This window comes from Candidatus Peregrinibacteria bacterium (assembly GCA_016699755.1).
GTDB lineage: Bacteria > Patescibacteriota > Gracilibacteria > CAIRYL01.
This window is the reverse complement of sequence record CP065009.1, coordinates 189,242-208,816: the sequence shown is the minus strand read 5'-3', so window position 1 is coordinate 208,816 and position 19,575 is coordinate 189,242. Positions and strand designations below refer to the sequence as shown.

Genomic DNA, 19,575 nt, shown 5'->3' with positions numbered 1-19,575 from the left:
CACCACTTCTCGCTCTTCCGCCGTTAATATTTCCGTTGTTTCTTGAGGCATTTTTCATTATTAGAGTGAAGAGTTAAGTTTTTGCGCCGCTTCGCGAATCCTTCGATTCTCATCATGTTTTTTGAAATCCTCTAAAGCAGGAGCGAATCCAAGAATGATCGTGCGGGTCTTCTGGCGATACATTTGGTACCTATCTGCAAGCTCCATATACGTGTATCCCTTGAGCCAAAGCTCCCGCATTTCCTGTCGAGTTTTTTCTGGCGTGCTGTACGGTCTGCCTGTTTTATTACTCGTTAGTGATACCATTTTGGAATAATTAGAGGTAAAATTTTTTCGCCCTAGGGCTTAATTGACGGGTTATCCCGTATTTTCACTGACCATTATATTGGTTTGGCATAGGAAGTCAAGAAAATTTAGTATAGATAATTAAGAAAAAGAGTAATTTGTCTTGACATTAAACCCTACATGGAATAAGCTTTGAACCGAAAACAGTATAGATTTTAAATTTTAACCCTTCTAACATGGCCTCTCATCAAAAAATTATCGCTCGAATTAAAGCTGTCCGAGAGGACTTGGGATGGTCACAGGCGGAGCTTTCTCGGCAGATGAATCAAGCCTCTAACACGATTCAGAAGATTGAAAGCGGGTTCATTAAAAACCCTGAAAAGTATCTTCCTCAAATAGCAGAAACCACAAAAAAGCCCTTATCCTATTTCTATGGCGAAGATAATCCCGAATTAACACAATTTGCAGAAAAGGCAAAAAAATTCGACGCGTTGATGGATCTTATTAAGGAGAGCGGAATTTTAGGAGGAATTTCAAACAGTAGCGTAAATAGCAACGGAGGAGAAAAGAATGTAACGGTTGGAGGCAATGGCAATAACGTAAATGTAAACGGCGATGCAGGGAAAATAATCGAGGAGATCATGAAAAAAGACCACGAGGAGCATCAGCTTATTTTAAAAATTCTTGAGCTTGAAAAAGACGAGAAAGATAAACTTTTCCAGCTCTATGAGGTGGTAAAAAAGAAAGACAATAAATAATTTAATGAGAAAACAGATGATCAAAGATAATTTCCCAAAACCAGCATGGACTCCACAAGAGGAAGAAATTATCCAATTTTTTATGGGATTGATTCCGATTCTTCAGGAAGTGAATGTTGACTTAGAATCGAAAAAACTCCTTCCTAAAAGTAACACCCCTCAGATATGGCAAAATATTTAGCTTATTGTCGCGTATCCACGAAGGCGCAAGCCGACATGGATAACTCTCTCCCAGCACAAAAGAGAATCATTACAGACTATGCGCAAAAGAAGCAGTATGAGATCGTGGAATGGTACAGTGAGGCTAAGTCAGGATTCAAAGGTAAGCGAACGCAGTTTCACAAAATGCTCGAACATCTCAAAGACCCCTCAATTGAAGGGGTTATTTTTCATAAATTAGATCGTAGTTCCCGAAACGTTGGTGATTTCTCCCTATTGGATCGTCTTATTACCAAGGAAGGCAAAAAAATAGCCGTCATTGAAGGTGAATTCGATACCAGTCGATCCGCAGGCCGTCTCGGTTTTCGCAATTTCTGCAACATGGCGGTTTGGTACTCTGAAAACCTGTCCGAGGAGGTAACCACAAAAATGGGAGAGGTCTTGAGAAAAGGGTACTATCCGACACATGCCCCAATCGGATATAGAATCGGCATCAAAGGGCAAGATGATGATCATAAAAAGAAATATCCTGATCCAACGCTTGCGCCTTTTGTAAAAGAAGCTTTCACGGCATTTGCCTCAGGGAATTACTCATTACGCACTTTATGTGAGTATATGCGAAGCAGGGGTATGACGAATTCAAACGGAGGACTTCTTCGCAAGGGGATTTTTGAACGAATGCTCAAGAATCCCTTTTATCATGGGCTAATGGAATGGACTAAAAAAGCTTCCAATGAAGTCGTTTACTATGAAGGAAATCATGAGCCACTCATAACAAAAAAACTGTTTGACGAAGTTCAGGCGGTTATTGAAGGAAGAAGTCAAAAAAACAAAACCAAGCATAACTACACCTACTCAAAATTAATTAAGTGTACGTGCGGCCATTATTTGATTTCTGGCATGCATAAGGAAAGTATCTACCTCGAATGCCACAATGAAGAGTGCGAATTCACTTCTATCAGAGAGGATCAACTGGAAGACCAGATCATAATGAATTTGAGCAGATTTTCACTACAGGAGGAATTCATTGAATATGCCAAAATTGCCATAAAAGAATTATCGGGGAATATTCGCGAGGATAATCAAGAAAAGAGAAAGGCGCTTAACATGAAATTGGTCGCACTTGATGCAAGGCTCCAGAAGTTAAATAACGCCGTAATTGAGGGGTTTTTCGACGCACAGGAGGGCATTGCAGAGAAGAACACGATCATAGAGCAAAAGCACATCCTGATACAAGAATTGGCCGAAGCGGAGGAAGGCAAAGAAAACGCCCTATGGAATTTAACCGTAAAGATCATCGATGGTTTCAATATTGTTCCGTACCTCTACAAAAACTTCAACCCTGTGATCAAAAGACGCATATTGAACTTCTTATTCTTGAACTGCCAGCTAGACGGTAAAAAACTGCTTACACAGGCCGTTCCCGAGTTTGAGAATCTGGTATTAGCCAATTATCGGCTACAAGGCGAAAAGCTCGTGTTGAACCACAAGCCAGACGCTGAAGAACCGCTCAAAAAAGCCTTCCCAAGAATGGAAAAAGCTCTTTCTAGCTCGAATTTGCAATATGGTGGAGCGTACCGGACTTGAACCGGTGACCTCTTGCATGCCATGCAAGCGCTCTAGCCAGCTGAGCTAACGCCCCAAGGTCGAAGGAAAGTATCTCGAAAAGCCGTTCAAGTGTCAACTTCCATAGCACACAAAACAGAATAAGATACCCTATTTCCGTTTCATCCTTCATTCTTGGAGCGAAGATCCCTCTTCCTGTCCCATTTTTCTGATTAACTTTATGCAATCAGAAAACCTTTCTTGGTATAAAGACACCTCCTCTTCCGTTACAAATGGATTCTCAGAAAAAGCTACCATAGCTCTTCTTACCTCTCCAACACCATTGACCAAATCCTCATAAGGAAAACCGATTTTAATATCAGTCTCCAGTATTCTCAACATAGCGTTAAGATAAACTCGCGCGCTAGTAAGCATTATATGACAGCACTTTTTTAATATCTTTTCTGAATCACCCACATCTTCACCGTCGTTTTTAGCACGCTGTATTGCTTCTTGGATTTTCTTGCCAGAACATCTTCCAACTCCCACCATATCCGTAATCATTTTTATGATCTGTTCTTTTGCTGGTGGACATTCTGCTGACTCTTTTTTTGTAACGCGCAGAAAATCATCTTCCTCTCCTTCAAGTCGCAAATATTCTAACATAATGGAAAAATGAAAAAGAAAAACGTACTCCTTCTGAAGTCATTTTTTACGAAGTTCAAAAAGGTGCGGCATTTTGTATTTTTAAATTTTTCTTGTCAAAAGTTTTTTTTCTTTTTCTCCCCTTTTTGCTCGTTCAGTCGTTTTCTATAATAGTGAAGTTTTTTCAAATCAAATTTTGCACATCTATCTCATCAAAAGAACCCCCAAAAAATAATTTTGGAGGTTCTTTTTCTTTCTTTAAAAACCAATGGAGTTTTTTCTTTACACCTCTTGCTTTTGCTTTCTTCGCGCAACGAGAAGTGCGTATGCACCGAGAAGCATGAGAGCAAGTGAAGCAGAAAGTGCTCCGGTTTGTATGAGAGCAGGAGGAGCCGGAGTGGAGGTGATAATATACTCGGCAAAGGCATAGAGTCCGTTGAGATTAACATTTTCCGCTGTAATAGTGACGGCATTTCGAACACGTGTATTAGCAGGAACTCCTTCTTTTGCCTTTGTCTTGAGCGTAATAATCCAAATCTCTCCAGGCTTAAGAGAATTTTTCGTGAAGGTGATAATTTGCTTGTCTTTGTCAATTGTACGGAGGCTATTTGCACCAAGAAGATCGGCAAAGGCGAATGGAAAATTATCGGTTACTACAAGATTTTTGTAAGTAACCTGTCCACGATTGTGAACAACAATACGGAATGTTGCTTCTTCTCCGGGTTTGACCTCTTTTTTATCAACCGTCTTTGTGAGCGAAATATGATCTTTTCCTTCGTTAATTTCTGTTTTCACATTTGCGGTATCACTCTCTCCAATTCCATGGATACTCGCTCGTGTTGTTTTAACGAGAATACTTGGACTTGCGATATTTGCGCTCAAAATCTTTGCGAGATTTTCTCCTTGCGCCATTTCTTTTGGAGTTTTGAATTTTTCGAGTGTTGCAGTGTATCGGATGGTTGTTGTTTTTGCAGAACCAAGAGAAGCAATAGTAAATGCCTGATCTTTAGTGCTCCACTTTGCGCCCTCGACATTTTTAATGGCTGTTCGCTTGAGAGTAGAGCTTGTGAAGATATCCTCGATTTGGATATTTTCTGCTCCGGTATTGCCCTCGTTCGTCACTACAATACGATACTCAACATCTTGAATGGGTTCGTTTCCAATAATTGCGGAAACATCTGCTGTATCGGCATCCTTCCATTTTCCGTCACGATCTTTTACCTCTTTTTGAAGATGAAGATTAACAGAATCAACAACACGTCGACTTCCTCCGCCACCTCCACCGCCTCCACCACCACCGCCTCGTGTTGGTCCGAGAACGAAAACATCTGCTGTGGCAGAAAGCCCACTTTCTGTAATGGTAACAGTATCGGTAAAGCGTGAGCTTTGGTTGAAAGGAATATCGGCATCTGTACCTTCTCGCTGGTAAGTAAGAGTAAGGGTTGCTCCTGGAGCAAGATTAGTCACTTGTACGGGTCCGCCATCCTTAAAGGTTCCAGAGGAGGTTCCAGAGCCAAGAGGAGTGAAGAGAGAGGAGAAACTCGTCGTGTCAAACTTGAGTTCTCCCTTATTGTTTCCACTCGAGAGGCTATCTGTGAGTTGAAAGGTTTTTGGGGTTGGGCTTGTGTTGACTACACGAACAGTATAGGTAGAGCGTTGTCCATTTGAAATGCTTGAAGGAGAGGCCGATTTCGTGAGAACAAGTCCACCCGTGTTAATGGGAGTACTCGTTGAATCGGTGTTGTTTCCAAGATCTTCATCAATTTGGTCTTGGGTGACTTCTGCTGTGTTTCGAAGTATGCCTTCTGCATCGCTGAGAACGGTGGCATCATACGCAATCGTAACAGAATCTGATTCAGGAGCGAGATCGCCAATCAGACAACGAATGCCGAGTGGTCCTCCATTTTGTTTTGTACTGTCATTAAGATCGATCAGTTCACAGTTTAATGGAAGCGTGCTCGTAGTAATTGTCATTCTTGTCTCATCAATATCATCTTCAATAATCACATTGGTGGCACTACGATCTCCGTCGTTTCGAACATCCAAAAGAAAGCGAACGTTCATGCCAGGGGCGACCTCAGAAATTGGTGTTCCCGAATCTGAATGAACAATTTCTTTTGTGATAACAGTGTCCACAACAATTTTTCCGAGTGTCACTGTTGTTACGTTTCCATATTCATTGCGCATTTCAAAGTCGCTTTGAGCGGGCCATTCGTTTTCGGGGAGTACTTCAATCGTAAAGGTTCGACTTTCAGAAGTTCCGGCGTTAATGGTAGTTGCGTCCCAAGAAATAGTTGCCGTGCCTTCATCAAACTCTCCTCCATCACTCGCACTCACAAAAGTGGCATATTCTATAAGATCGGAAATATTATCACGAAAGACAAAGTTATCCGCGTCACTTTTTCCGGCTTCTTCAGAAGCAGTAAGAGTGTAAATAAGACGATCTCCCGGTTCAGCATTAACGGCAATGCCAGACTCTTTTGTTCTCACATTTTTTACTTCTTTTGAGAGAAGAATTTCTGGAACATTCACTTCTGTTGTATTTCCAAAGATGTTCGTGAGGAGAAGGTCGCTGTTACTATCGGTTGGAAGGATTTCTACCTGGAAAACTTTTTCCGCAGATTCTCCTGCTGGAATAGTGACCGATGGCCAAGAGATAAATCCAGTGTCTTCATTGAGTGTTCCTCCTCCGAGAGTAATGATACTAGCGATTTCGAGAATGTCAGAAGCATCTTCTTCAATAACATAATCTACCGCGGTTGTTTTTCCAGCATTTTTTGCGGTAAGCGTATAGGTGAGAATGTCTCCTGAACGAGCATTTGTTTTTGTTGTTTTTGGACCGTTATTCACCTGAACAGCTTTTGATTCGGTAATTTTTGGAAGCAGAACTTCTGTTGTATCACCAAATATATTTGTCATTCGGAAATCTCCGTTTGCAGGAAGCGGATCTTTGATTTTCACTATAAAGGAAACCTCTTCAATTTCATAGGCAGGAATATTCACAGGAGACCATGTGATGGTGTTCCCGCTCAGTTTTGCGCCTCCGTCATCGGTAACATCGGCGTATTGAAGAATGTCACCGATAGCATCGGAAAAGACATAATTGTTTGCATCGCTGCTGCCCGCACGATACCGAAGAGTATAGCGGAGCTTATCACCAGGATTTGCCTCTACAGACGTTCCGGTAATACCTGTGCGAAGATTTGTAACGCGTTTCGATTCCTTTGCACGACTGAGGGGATCAACCCAGATTTCAAGAGAATCATTATTATTTTTGCTGTCTACTTCCTTTTCTGTAATCGGGAGAAAATCAGCACTCTCAACATGAGAAATACATGAAAGAACTTCTTTTGTCGGGTCACCAAATCCTTCTTTAAGATCAGCGGTAAAGGTAAATCCACCGTTGTCTCCAGGACTCGTATCGAAATCGGTAAACGTAATAGTGTTTCCACTAATCTCCGCATTCGTTTCATCACTCTGAAGATTTGTTACTCCAGAAGCATCACACGAAACAGAGAGGGAAGCGTTATTCATCTCAATGTTTCCAAGGTTTTGCCAATTCGCATAGAGAGTAATTGTGGTCGGATCATTAGGAAGAGAAGGCGCGGCACTATAATCTTCTGCATAAATTTCAGTAGCAAGATCCGCCTCTGCACGAGCTCCACGAACAGTAACTGTAGCGCTGTCAGAAATATCTGCGTATATGATTTTCGCAGTATTTTCAAAATCAGAAGTTTGTCCAGCGGGGATAGATTCGGCATGAGCCGTTTTGGAATACGAAATCGTCACAGTTGCATTTGGAAGAAGCGTACATACGAGTGGAGACTCTTTATTAAAAATACTTCCTTTGGTACATACACCAGGAGGAGTGACGAGAGGGTATCCATCAAGTGTTAACTGCCCTCCATTTGTTGGATCTTTCTGTGTATCGAGAATACCAATGGCACCACGGTAGGAACCAGTATTCTGCACAACAATGGCATAATAAGCGGTGTCTTCATCGCCAATCGTAATTCCATCTTCAGAGAAATCAATTCCATCTTCAGAAACAAATTTCGTAATCTCATAACTTGGAGTATTAAGAGGAACAACGAGATCAGGACAGGTAACAGAAAGTCCAAGCTGATTCGGCTCATTAAAAACAGTGAGAGTATACGTCGTTGGACTCGTGATACCCTTATCAAGAGATATGAGAGTTTGTTGTCCATCTTCTTCATAAATTTCTCCAGAACTTGATTCAATACTGAAGGATTGTTGATTAATAGCGTTCCAAGTAAGAGAGAAGGGGGTGTTTGGGTCAACGGTTGTTGGAATAGAGAGGAAGTTTGAACAAACCGGCTCTCCGGCAATACCGGTGACAATAACACTTGCTCGATCAGAAACTCCTGAAGAAAGACTTGCAGTATTGGTGATAAGAGATTCACCACCAGGAGGAATATCAAAACGACTCGCAACTCTCTCATAGGTAACAGTAATGCTTTTGTTGGGAGCAAGATCTTTTATAGTAATTCCGTTTCCACTCGTGAGAGATCCGTTGCATTGAGCAGAAGGATCACAGGTAATGGATTCATTGGTAATCGCGCCAAGAGATCCTCCATTTGTCACGGAAGTGATGGCATCGGCAAGTGTTCCAGAAGCTTTTTGTGTCCCTCTGTTGGTCACAACAACACGGAAAAGAACGGTTTCACTGTCTCCTACTCGAACCGTTTCTTGAAAATGAGTTCCATCAAGGGAAACCTCCTTGTTTACCGAAAGACAAGCGGCACATTCATTGAGAATGGTAATACTTGCTTCGTTGGAACCAAGAGAAGCCCCATTTTCATCAGAAAGAAGCGCAGTATTGACGATAGTCGATCCTTGCCCTTGAGGAATGCCATTATTAGAAACCGTACGCTCATAAGTGATAGTTACCGTTCCTCCTGACTGAAGATTAGCAACAGAAAGTGATCCGCTCGCAAGAGATCCGTTGCATTGAGCAGAAGGATCGCAGGTAATGGATTCATTGGTAATCGCGCCAAGAGATCCTCCATTTGTCCCTTCGGAAGCAGCATCAGAAAGAACAACTGAACCAGATCCAGAACCACGATTTTTTAGGGTAATGCGATAATATGCGGTATCACCATTTTCAAGAATAACATTTTCTCCATAAGCCCGATCACTATTCGCCACTTGTTTATCAATGGTAAAGAGAGAGCTCACAGATTCGGCGCGAATCGTAACACTCGCCGTATCAGATCCACCAGTTGAAAGAGTGGCAGTATTCGTAATAATAGAATTTTCTCCTGCCGGAATTCCATTAGCAAGTGCAACCCGAGAATACCAAATATATACCGTTTCTTGAGGAGCAAGACCAGAAATAGTAAAAGAAGAAACATTTGTTCCAGTGCAGGTTGCAGAACTTGAACAATCGACAGAAAAATCCTGTAAAGCACCAAAGGAACCACCATTAGTAGCAGGCGTGAGAATATCGGTGAGCGTTGTATCTCCTGAAGCATTTCCCATATTTTGAATGGCGATGCGGAAATAAGCCTTTTCGCCAGCATTTCGAGAAATACTCTCACTGTATGTTCCGTTTCGCTCGGAGGAAACGGTTTTCTGAACTACAAAAAGAGGGGTTTTTCCCTTTCCACGAAGTGTTACACTTGCTGTATTCGTTTTTCCACTTGAAAGGGAGGCAGTGTCAGAAATGGTGGAAGTCTCTCCATCAGGAACGCTCGCATTATCAGAAACACGTTGATAGTCAATCACAAACCATGCATTCGCAGAGAAATTGGCGATAGTAAGGTTTCCACCGGCAAGTGTTCCCGTGCATGTTGCTCCAGCAGGACATGTTACGCTTTCTGCAGAAACAGATCCAAGGAAACCACCATTATTTGGCGATCCGAGAGCATCTTTCAAAGAAATCGTTCCAGCTACTCCTCCAATATTTTGAACCGCAACACGATAGTAGGCGGTACGACTATCAGAAAGAACAACATTTTCTGCCCAAGAAGACCCATTCCAAACACGTTTATCCACGGTAAAATCAGGCAGGGCACCACAGGTCAATCCTGATCCAATCTCCACCGTTCCGTGTGTTTGTATGTCGTTATCTGCTGCAGGAACATCGTGTTTAATTTGGAGTTTTCCTCCAACTTTACAATAATCGAGGTAAGTAGTGTATGCGCCTCCGGTTGCAAATGTTCCACTGAAGGCTTCTTTTCGATCACATTGTCCTTCGGCAATGGAATTGAAATTAATGTTGTGCTTTACAACTACCGCCACCGGCATATGCCCATTAATTCCAGCAAGACGAGCAGTAGAAATTTGAACATCACTGAGATCACAGTCACAATAGCTTATTTCATGTTTCCATTGGCTGAGTGCAGTTCCAGTAAAGTCGATAGTTTTCAGTTCTCTGTTTCCAGAAGAACAGGTTTTGGGAGGAGGTGGCGGTGGCATGGTTGGTTTTTTTGCTTCACAAGAAACAGCCGTGCTTGATCCAGCACATTTCCAATTATATGTTCCATCAGTAGCGCTCTGATCTAACCAAGAGAGTGTTCCTGCTGAACAGAGATTTTCTGTAGGGGTAACAGGAAAATTTCCTCCATTGGCGGAGCCACAAGAAGGGGCTGAATATATGGGGATACTAACAGAGCAGGTAATATTAGGAGGAGATGGACTAGCGACTGCCCCATTCGGTGCTTTAAGAGTATATGTTGTAGAAGATGTTGGGGTGACAGTTACGGAACCGGTTTGTATTGGAGAAGTTTTTGCAAAAGAAAAATTTCCAGGAGTGATTCCCGCAGTACGAGCGTCGCTTCTGCTGTACCATGATCCCCAGCTAATAGAATAATCTAATCGATACTTTCCATTGCCAATGTTTGTAGATGTAATGGTGCAAGAATTAGAGCTGGCGCTACACGTCATGTCCAAAGTTCCGTGTATTTGTTGTGAGGTTGGGTCAGCAGATTGAGGAACATCGTGTTTGATTTGGAGTTTTCCTCCAACTTTACAATAATTGAGGTAAGTAGTGTATGCGCCTCCGGTTGCAAATGTTCCACTGAAGGCTTCTTTTCGATCACATTGTCCTTCGGCAATGGAATTGAAATTAATGTTGTGCTTTACAACTACCGCCACCGGCATATGCCCATTAATTCCAGCAAGACGAGCAGTAGAAATTTGAACATCACTGAGATCACAGTCACAATAGCTTATTTCATGTTTCCATTGGCTGAGTGCAGTTCCAGTAAAGTCGATAGTTTTCAGTTCTCTGTTTCCAGAAGAACAGGTTTTGGGAGGAGGTGGCGGTGGCATGGTTGGTTTTTTTGCTTCACAAGAAACAGCCGTGCTTGATCCAGCACATTTCCAATTATATGTTCCATCAGTAGCGCTCTGATCTAACCAAGAGAGTGTTCCTGCTGAACAGAGATTTTCTGTAGGGGTAACAGGAAAATTTCCTCCATTGGCGGAGCCACAAGAAGGGGCTGAATATATGGGGATACTAACAGAGCAGGTAATATTAGGAGGAGATGGACTAGCGACTGCCCCATTCGGTGCTTTAAGAGTATATGTTGTAGAAGATGTTGGGGTGACAGTTACGGAACCGGTTTGTATTGGAGAAGTTTTTGCAAAAGAAAAATTTCCAGGAGTGATTCCCGCAGTACGAGCGTCGCTTCTGCTGTACCATGATCCCCAGCTAATAGAATAATCTAATCGATACTTTCCATTGCCAATGTTTGTAGATGTAATGGTGCAAGAATTAGAGCTGGCGCTACACGTCATGTCCAAAGTTCCGTGTATTTGTTGTGAGGTTGGGTCAGCAGATTGAGGAACATCGTGTTTGATTTGGAGTTTTCCTCCAACTTTACAATAATTGAGGTAAGTAGTGTATGCGCCTCCGGTTGCAAATGTTCCACTGAAGGCTTCTTTTCGATCACATTGTCCTTCGGCAATGGAATTGAAATTAATGTTGTGCTTTACAACTACCGCCACCGGCATATGCCCATTAATTCCAGCAAGACGAGCAGTAGAAATTTGAACATCACTGAGATCACAGTCACAATAGCTTATTTCATGTTTCCATTGGCTGAGTGCAGTTCCAGTAAAGTCGATAGTTTTCAGTTCTCTGTTTCCAGAAGAACAGGTTTTGGGAGGAGGTGGCGGTGGCATGGTTGGTTTTTTTGCTTCACAAGAAACAGCCGTGCTTGATCCAGCACATTTCCAATTATATGTTCCATCAGTAGCGCTCTGATCTAACCAAGAGAGTGTTCCTGCTGAACAGAGATTTTCTGTAGGGGTAACAGGAAAATTTCCTCCATTGGCGGAGCCACAAACTCCAGGAGAACCATACTCAATGGTAAGTTTGTAAATAATTCCCGTTGGATTTGAATTCACAGTCCCCGTTGCTTGCGCAAGATTTACAACTGTTGCAGAAAACGTATTTTCCCCCTTCTGCAAAGCAGTATTGATACTCTTTGTGATAGCCACACTTCCACCATATGTAGTACCATTTATCTCCTTATCAAAAGTAGAGTATGGAAAAAAGAATGATTCTCTGTTAATTTGAACAGTACAGGAGTTATCACACGAAATTTCTAAATTGGCAGAAACGACATCTCCCGGAATAACAAAATTCTTTCTCATGCCAAAAGAGGTTTCATTAATGGGATCATCTACCAAGTATGTTTTTGCAATCCACTTCACCCCTGGAATATTTGCCCAAGTACTCGTAACCCAAGGATAAACCGCACTCGCCCCTGTTTCTGTAATGATATTACTTGTATCGCTTACCACTGTCATTACTGATGTTCCAGCGGCATTTGTTTGATAGCCAGAGCCTCCATTTGCGTTCTTTACTTGAAAGTATGCAAAAACATAAAGAGAGTTTTTTTCTCCTCCCTGTACTACCCCCTTCTCTTCTCCTGGATTTTGTAAAAAGTCCCCCTCTCCAAAAAAGAGTTCCGGATCGAGAGAAGTATAGTCCTCGGTATTTCCCGAGAGAGGGGCAAGCGTTATTTTTCCGAGAGAGCGAAGACGAAAATCATCATTAGTAGAGGAAGAAATAGTAACTGTATCAGAAATTTCAGAAGGAGCTGTATTTTCTGCAGTCAGAAACTCCTGAAGGATTATTTCTTTCGCGGAATCGGTTTCGAAAAAATCCCCTTCTTTTTGAAATCCATCCATTCGGAGTTTTGTTCCAAGGGCATCAGTCTTTGGAAGACTTGGATTTCCGTTGTTGTGAACAAGAGAAGCAACTAAAAGCAGATCTCCTTGTTCAACTTTGGTTTCATTTTTATAAGGATACTGGGGTTTCTCTTCAGATTTTTGTTCGTCTGATGATTCGGGAGAAGGAGCCTCTTCTTTTGCTCGCTTCTCTGCAGAGAGATTTCGAATACGAAAAAAGCTTCGCTCATCGGAGCTCTCCGGATCAGGAATGCCGTCAGTATAATTATTAAAAGAAGGTTCCAGAAGTCCATTTGGAAAGGCTTCATGTGTTACCCCTTCTCGGAGAAAAAGGGACGCACCCAAATCTTCTCTCGTTTCCGAAAGCAAAAAGGGAAGAGAGAAAAGGGCAGTGAGCGCTCCTAAAGAAAGGAGAAGAAGAGCTTTTTTCTTCATGTGTAGAGAAAAATTTTGTGTTGATTTCCTGATATTTTGTATTTTTCAAATATTGTTTTTCAGGAATAATCTGAGCATTATAAAGTTTTTTCCAGAAAAACTCAAAGCTTTTTTCTGTTAAAATATAATTTTGAAAAACATTATTTCCCATCAGGAAGATAAAAAGTGGATGAACCACGCACTTGTGCATGCAAAAAAAGGAAATGGCTCTGTTTCACCAAATCCGCTCGTTGGTGCAGTAATTACGAAAAATGGAGAAAAAATAGGAGAAGGGTTTCACGAATACTACGGTGGACCTCATGCAGAGGTAAACGCCATACAAAATGCAGAAAAAAATGGTCATCCTGTTTCTGATGCAACACTTTTTGTGACGCTCGAACCGTGCTCTCACTCTGGAAAAACGCCTCCTTGCACCAATTTGATAAGAGAAAAAAAGATCGCACGCGTTGTGTTTGCGGCATCCGATCCAAATCCTCTTGCAAGGGGGGGTGCTGGAATTCTCCAAAAAGCAGGAATAGAAGTTGTTTCTGGAGTTTTGGAAGAGAAAGCTCGAGAACAAAATCAATTCTTTTTTCATTTCTGGGAAAATCATCGTCCTTTTTTTCTCGGGAAAATCGCTATTTCTCATAATGGACTGATCGCAAATCCCCTCGGAGAAAAAACAATAATCTCTGAAGAAAAAGCGCTTAAATACGGTCACACGCTTCGCGCACGATGTGATGCCATACTCGTGGGAATCAACACTGCGCTGTCGGATGATCCCAAGCTTACCGTTCGGCACAGTATTCTTGGAAAAAATCCGCTTCGTATTCTTCTCGACACCTCCGGAAAATGCGCAGAAAATGCGCAGATACTTCATGATTCGCATTTTCTTATTTTTTCTTCAGAATACGGAAAGGAGAAGCTTCTCAAAAAAAATATATCACCAGAAAATATTATTGTTTTCCCGACAAAAATCATCCCCCCAAAGGATATTGCGCAGTCACTTTTTCAGAGAGGAATATCGAGTGTTCTTGTGGAAGGAGGAGCGGCAACACTCCGCACTTTTTTTGAGGCAAAACTGCTTGATGAATTTCATCTGATGAAATCAAAAAAAGTTCTCTCAGCAAATGGAGTTTCGTTCGCTATTTCTCTTCAGCAGTATGGATTTTCTATGACTCAAAAAACACCACTCGGAAACAGTGATGTTCTTGAAATTTGGAAGCCAAAAACAGAGAGACATTCCTCTTGAAATGTCTCTCTGTAGACATTCTTTATTCCACCATTCCCACCTCAAATCCATCTCGATTCGAATCAAATGAATCAAGAGAAAAAGCTGGCACAAACGCATATCCAGGGCACGTTCCCTCTTCTCTTCTGAAAAAGAGCTGAGAAATATTGAGTTGCTCTCCATTTCCATCCCACAAGATTCGTTTTGCAATGTCGCTGGGATTAGCGATAGCAAAAGGAAGAAACACGTCTTCCTCACTAGGAATTCTTCCGAAAAGCTCTGTTTCTACGAGATCAAGTTCCTGTGAAGAAAGCCCGAAAGATTGAGAGAGATCACTCCGAAGAGAAGAAAGTGTATTTTCATTCATACACACATTAGCAACGGATTCCACTTCAAACGGACGAGTTGTTTGGTATTCGTATGAGAGCTCTTTTTTCTCTCCTGCCGGCATGTTCCAAGTTTCGTTCTCATCAAACGTGAGACTGCTTGAGTTAAGAATGATGTCAGTAAACTTTGGAGAGAGAGCAACGGGCTCTGTCGTACGAAGGAGAAGGCGAGGAGAAACCCCCTGAGTATAGATCATTTTCCAAGATTCACACTCTAACTCACTGGCATAGCCACTGTATCTTGCAAGATAGTTCCAACCCAACACACTATCATCTTGTATCAGGGAATCGGTTTGATTCGTTCCACCCGTCCAAAAATTCAAAAGTTCTATAAAATCACTTGCCCAAGAATCATCATCACTTTCACTAACAAAAAGGCTTTTCCAAAAATCAATATTTTCGATAAGAGCATCAATAGGATACCCAGAGCAGTTCAGACAACGAGCATTTCGCTCTGCAATAATCTTTTGCTGAATACGCCCCAACGCGACATTACGATCATCTCCATCGGTCGTCATTGCTTCTTGAATATATTTAACCATATCGGCGACACCTCCCGTTTTGTCGGCAAATGTTTCGAGTTGTACAACACTCACTTCAGGAAGCGATTCTGTAATCGAACTCGCAACATTAGTATTTCCAAGAAGGTAACGCTTTATTGTTTCCATTACCACCGAGCGCATAGATATTTCTGCAAGATCGGTAGCAGAATAAGCTTTATCGGTTTTCGTTCCTGCATAAAACGTATGAAACCCCGAAACACGAGCAATACGAACCGCTTCATCATCAACGGAACCAAAAACATTACTAATTTTGTTTGTATTAATATCCGCCGGATCAAGATCGATAGCAAGTTCCAGTGGACCAAATGACGAACACCCCATGCTAGGAGCTGTGGTAGTTTGTGGTGGAAGTTCTACACGAATCGTTCGGAGCGAGACTCCTGTTCCAATATAAAAATCCTGATTCGTGTCCTGAGGAACTGCCTGATCCCAACTCTCTTCCATTCGATAATACGGATCAATAACGAGATCTTTCCCCGTGTTTCCCCACAACGTTCTGGTGGTAACCTTGAAAACAAAATACCCCTTTTCGTCCGCTTCCTCACGAAGACATACTCCTTGGGAAGGTTTATGAATTCCGGTTCCACTTTCATTGGGAACTGATTCATAGAGATAGAGTTGAACAGGAGAATTTGCTCGTGCTGTTCCCGTAATTTCATAGCTCTCGAACTCTTTCAGAGAAATAGAATCGGTTGGTTGCGCCAAAATAGCACGTTGCCATGCGGAATTATCTTCTTGGTCTTTCAGAATATATGCATCTCTCCAATCCCGATCATCAGGAAAAGAAGCCGGAAGATCAGCAGTGCAATCTCCATTCCATCCATCATCTGCAAAAGCAATTGAGGAAAAAGAGAAAAAGAGAAAAAAGAGCACGAAATATCGAGACACGAGAGAAGAGAGAAAGAAATCAGTATCTATTGTACCAAAAAGGAATGCGAGAAACAATGACCCATCTTTTTCTGTAAATTCTACTGACATGTTGGAAGTGATCCACAAAAATCATTCAGTGCTTGTACCACTTTTTCGAGATGCTCATTCGTTTCACGAATACTGACAATCGCCGCAACAGGGCTTTTATCAAGAGTATCGGAAACAGAGTGATCAAAACTTCCAATTCTTGTCATTTGCCGATGCGCCTCTTCGAGAAACGCTTGAGAATTTTTTCGATTTTTTTCAGAAGATTCGGTTGCCAGAATGGCTTTTTCTGTTATGGGATTCTCCCTTACTTCCTCTTCAATGGTTTTTGGTGCTGGTGGCGCATCAGAAATAGCCTTTGTTTGTTTTGTCTCGTCAAAACTCATTCGATTCTCCTCTTGCGTTATTGACCCCTCTTTGAAGAGTCCTCGTTCTGCCTGATGAACAGGGCTAGAAATATTTCGCTGAAACCAACGATTTGCCGCCTGTTTTCCCCGCTGCTCTGCACGAGCACGCATGTTGTTCCATGAAGTAGAAGGGGCTCCGGAGAAAAAGAGGCTACTGAGTTTTTCGCTTCCGTTTGCCACGTTCATGAGATTTTTTATTTTCTCCATTATCTTCGCAAATTTTTCCTTTGTTTGGTGAAAGCTAAAATAACTCTTTGGCTCTGGGCATGTTTGCTGATTTTTATATTCTTCAGAAGAAAAAGTAAGTGTTTCAGGAAGTCCTTCTGGAATCTTTTGAAACTTTTTGCGAAATTGTTCCATAAGATGAGCGCGTTGCTCTTCTTCTTTTTCTAAACCACCATAATCTTGTACCGCATCTCGAAAAAAGAAGAGTTGTTGCATGAGCAATTCCGCACGACCAGAAACTTTTGAAAGACGTTCACTAAGCTCTGGCGAACGACATTTGAGTTTCAAATAGGTAGATGTTTTATAGAGCCGCCAAATACGGTTTTCAATTTCGTGAACATCTTCAACAAGACAATTATTTTTCGCGCGAAACATATTCACCGAACGAAAAAAATCGGAAGCACCAAGTTGCAATCGAGCAGTAAAAGAAATTTCCCAATCGGTTTCCAGAACACATATTTCATCCTTTGCTGGATTTTCTGATTCCTGAGAAATAGTAGAAAATTCCGCAGAAATTTCAGAGATTTCTGTATCTGCCCAATTTAAAAGAGTATTTACTCCATCAGAATATGCCGCATACGCAGATAACGGAAGGAAACAAAAAAGTGTCAAAAGAACAGGGAGTATTTTTTTCATAGAGTATTTTCAAAACTACAATCGAGTTTCGGCATACCACAACGGAATTTTGACTGGCGTAAAGCACAGAGATTAATACTTTTAAGCTGTGTGTTCAGTGCAATCATTTCTCCCCAAAGCATATCGAACTGCTGAGGAGCATCGTTATAAAAATCCTTTCGAACTTGTTGTATATTGAGGAGCTCCGACTCAGCACCCTTACGAATGGCATTCTCTTCCCCATCGCGAATACACTTGAGAACACTCTCAGAAGTATCCCCTTCTTCACTACGACTCGTATATGAATCACACTCTTCCAGAAGTGATTGGAGAATATCTGCGCTCTTGCATTCTGCACTTCCCTGTTGGCAAAGACGAAAATCTTGCGAACGCACACGTTGAAGTTCTTTCTGAACCACTTCACGCATTTCCTTTCGAACACCATCAACTCCTTCGGGAGGAGCTTCTGGAGGAACAGAAGAAGAGCTTTTCACAAAAAGCCCATCATCAGAAAGAGCATAATGAGTGGTTTGTTTCGTTCTCTCACTTCCATTGGGCTGAGAAAAAGCCTCAAAGAGTGGAGGAGTTTTTGCAACAAGATGGACTTTTTCCCCTCCAATTATTTGATCCCAATTAAAAAGAGGAGTAAAAAAATTCGCCTGATTTGTATTGCGAGTTGGCGTTTTCTGTTCGGTATCGTGCATCTTATTTGTAATCTCTTCTCCGGCAGTAATGAGATTTTGTGCACTACTCTCCTTTTTTCCAAAGCTTGAAGCTGATTGGCTGATAAGACTTTGTGTACCACTTCTCTTTTTCCCAGAGTTTGAGGTCGACTGACTTCCAGAAATGGTTCGAACCTTTACACAAACAAAATCGGAACAAAATGAGGGGAGACATAAAATACCGCCAAAAAAGGAAGATTCACCACTTCCACATCCACCACTTGCAGAAAATGGCAATCCTCCTTCTTTTGGTAAACGATAGTGCGTCACCTTCAGTCGAAAGAGGTCTTGCAAAGAAGCGTTCGATTTTGGAACATCCGAAGGAGACGCTTCGCTTCCTTGAATTTGTCGATCAGTGGTGTGCATTTCAGACTGAATATCAAAATCCCCTTTTCCCGAAACTTCTCCATCCCAATATCGTTCAAAAGCATTCGCTTTCTCATATTCTTCTCGTTCACGAATCGCGTATGAATGTTCTTGATCCCAAAGCGATTGAACCTGTTCTAAGCAACGATGTTGGTCTTCGGCAGAACTCAGGGAAGAATCTTCAGAAATTGTCTCTTCAGAAAGGAGCCGACATGCATTAAGAAGTCGCGTTTCCCCCTCGGCAATAATCCCTGTTTTTCGGAAGGTATCAATAGTTTTTGGCTCTGTGTTAAGCATGGCAGAAACTCGCGTTGTTGCGTCTTCATCTGCACCAATTTTAAGATCTTTGTAGATTTTCGTAAAAAGTCCATCATCTGCATGCGCAAAAAGAGGAAAAAAGAACAGCACGGCAAAGAAAATAAAACGGAAAATTCTCATCGAGATTGGGCAAGATTAGGAATGGCTTTTTGAATTTTTGCGAGCATCTCAATGATTTCTACAAGAAGCTCTCGTTCGCGCGCAAGAGACTCATTTACACACTGCATGCGTTTATGAAGTGGCCAAGCGATAGAAAGTTCACTTGTGTGCCGAAGAGCAATATCGAGAGAACGCTTAAGAAGGTCTCGTTCACGAGGAAGTGTTCCTTCTCGAACATCGGCATCACACTGAAAAATTTCTCCGGAACTCATGGTTTCCTCTTTATCACAAAGAATACGATTTGATGCTTTCATTGCCTCAAATGCACAATCGAGCTTTCGAAATTCAAGATACTGAGTGGTTGCAAAATCTTCTGGAAGCGGAATATGGTGATCTTCCAAAGAGGATTCTCCTTCAGGATCGGACAGATCACATCCAACATCTTCATCTTCAAAACGCTTAATGTGCTCAGAAAAAGCCGTATCCATATTTTTTTGAAAGAGGGCAATTGATTTTTCTGGAACATATCGTCCTTTTTCTTCATCACCGTTTTCTTGAAGTGCTTCGGTGAGATAGGTATTTTGATCGTTATTCTCTCCATTTATTTTTTCGCAATCCCATTTTTCAGGATTATCGAGAATGTTTTCTGATGTTGACGTTGCCAAAGGAGAGGGAGAAGATTCCTGTGAATCCGACCAGAAGCCAAAAAAATCTGCACGCAAAGAAACTGCCGAAACAAAAATGCTCATAGGGACAA

Annotated in this window: 10 protein-coding genes and 1 tRNA gene; 3 read left to right on the top strand and 8 right to left on the bottom strand. The window is 41.8% G+C overall.

Translation table 11 applies throughout. The features are described from left to right. Positions 1-60: 60 nt before the first annotated feature. Positions 61-306: a hypothetical protein gene (locus tag IPN35_00895; GenBank protein ID QQS59432.1), complete on the bottom strand. Its 246-nt coding sequence runs from the start codon at positions 304-306 to the stop codon at positions 61-63. 215 nt (positions 307-521) lie between these two features. On the opposite strand from IPN35_00895, the gene IPN35_00890 reads away from it, so the two are divergent. Both IPN35_00890 and IPN35_00885 read left to right on the top strand, forming a co-directional pair. Continuing rightward, entirely contained in the window at positions 522-1,043 is a 522-nt protein-coding gene (locus IPN35_00890) for a helix-turn-helix transcriptional regulator (protein QQS59431.1), read from the top strand. Positions 1,044-1,208: 165 nt separating this feature from the next. Further along, on the top strand, positions 1,209-2,789 hold the full coding sequence (locus tag IPN35_00885; protein ID QQS59430.1) for a recombinase family protein: 1,581 nt from the start codon (positions 1,209-1,211) through the stop codon (positions 2,787-2,789). On the opposite strand, the gene IPN35_00880 is transcribed toward IPN35_00885, so the two are convergent. The 3 genes from IPN35_00880 to IPN35_00870 form a co-directional block, all read right to left on the bottom strand. After that, positions 2,768-2,844, bottom strand: a tRNA-Ala gene (locus IPN35_00880). The genes IPN35_00885 and IPN35_00880 overlap by 22 nt on opposite strands. A gap of 92 nt (positions 2,845-2,936) precedes the next feature. After that, a complete protein-coding gene (locus IPN35_00875) occupies positions 2,937-3,413 on the bottom strand; it encodes a hypothetical protein (GenBank protein QQS59429.1) in 477 nt (158 codons plus the stop codon). Positions 3,414-3,674: 261 nt separating this feature from the next. Continuing rightward, complete coding sequence (locus IPN35_00870) at positions 3,675-12,992, bottom strand: DUF11 domain-containing protein (protein ID QQS59428.1); 9,318 nt, start codon at positions 12,990-12,992, stop codon at positions 3,675-3,677. A gap of 130 nt (positions 12,993-13,122) precedes the next feature. On the opposite strand from IPN35_00870, the gene ribD reads away from it, so the two are divergent. Next, positions 13,123-14,223, top strand: a complete 1,101-nt coding sequence (ribD, locus tag IPN35_00865) for a bifunctional diaminohydroxyphosphoribosylaminopyrimidine deaminase/5-amino-6-(5-phosphoribosylamino)uracil reductase RibD (protein ID QQS59427.1) — start codon at positions 13,123-13,125, stop codon at positions 14,221-14,223. Positions 14,224-14,245: 22 nt separating this feature from the next. Here ribD and IPN35_00860 read toward each other — a convergent pair whose 3' ends face one another. From IPN35_00860 to IPN35_00845, 4 genes are read right to left on the bottom strand one after another with little or no spacing between them, the layout of a single operon-like run. Continuing rightward, positions 14,246-16,129: a hypothetical protein gene (locus IPN35_00860; protein ID QQS59426.1), complete on the bottom strand. Its 1,884-nt coding sequence runs from the start codon at positions 16,127-16,129 to the stop codon at positions 14,246-14,248. Then, complete coding sequence (locus IPN35_00855) at positions 16,120-17,334, bottom strand: hypothetical protein (GenBank protein QQS59425.1); 1,215 nt, start codon at positions 17,332-17,334, stop codon at positions 16,120-16,122. Before IPN35_00855 ends, IPN35_00860 begins: the two co-directional genes overlap by 10 nt. Beyond that, entirely contained in the window at positions 17,331-18,809 is a 1,479-nt protein-coding gene (locus IPN35_00850; GenBank protein ID QQS59424.1) for a hypothetical protein, read from the bottom strand. Before IPN35_00850 ends, IPN35_00855 begins: the two co-directional genes overlap by 4 nt. A gap of 26 nt (positions 18,810-18,835) precedes the next feature. Next, complete coding sequence (locus IPN35_00845; protein ID QQS59423.1) at positions 18,836-19,567, bottom strand: hypothetical protein; 732 nt, start codon at positions 19,565-19,567, stop codon at positions 18,836-18,838. Positions 19,568-19,575 lie beyond the last annotated feature (8 nt).

Bases quoted from the DNA above. Each gene is read 5' to 3' on its own strand.
- IPN35_00895 (QQS59432.1), bottom strand. From the start codon at position 306: ATGGTATCACTAACGAGTAATAAAACAGGCAGACCGTACAGCACGCCA.
- IPN35_00890 (QQS59431.1), top strand. From the start codon at position 522: ATGGCCTCTCATCAAAAAATTATCGCTCGAATTAAAGCTGTCCGAGAG.
- IPN35_00845 (QQS59423.1), bottom strand. From the start codon at position 19,567: ATGAGCATTTTTGTTTCGGCAGTTTCTTTGCGTGCAGATTTTTTTGGC.
- IPN35_00885 (QQS59430.1), top strand. From the start codon at position 1,209: ATGGCAAAATATTTAGCTTATTGTCGCGTATCCACGAAGGCGCAAGCC.
- IPN35_00860 (QQS59426.1), bottom strand. From the start codon at position 16,129: ATGTCAGTAGAATTTACAGAAAAAGATGGGTCATTGTTTCTCGCATTC.
- IPN35_00875 (QQS59429.1), bottom strand. From the start codon at position 3,413: ATGTTAGAATATTTGCGACTTGAAGGAGAGGAAGATGATTTTCTGCGC.
- IPN35_00870 (QQS59428.1), bottom strand. From the start codon at position 12,992: ATGAAGAAAAAAGCTCTTCTTCTCCTTTCTTTAGGAGCGCTCACTGCC.
- IPN35_00855 (QQS59425.1), bottom strand. From the start codon at position 17,334: ATGAAAAAAATACTCCCTGTTCTTTTGACACTTTTTTGTTTCCTTCCG.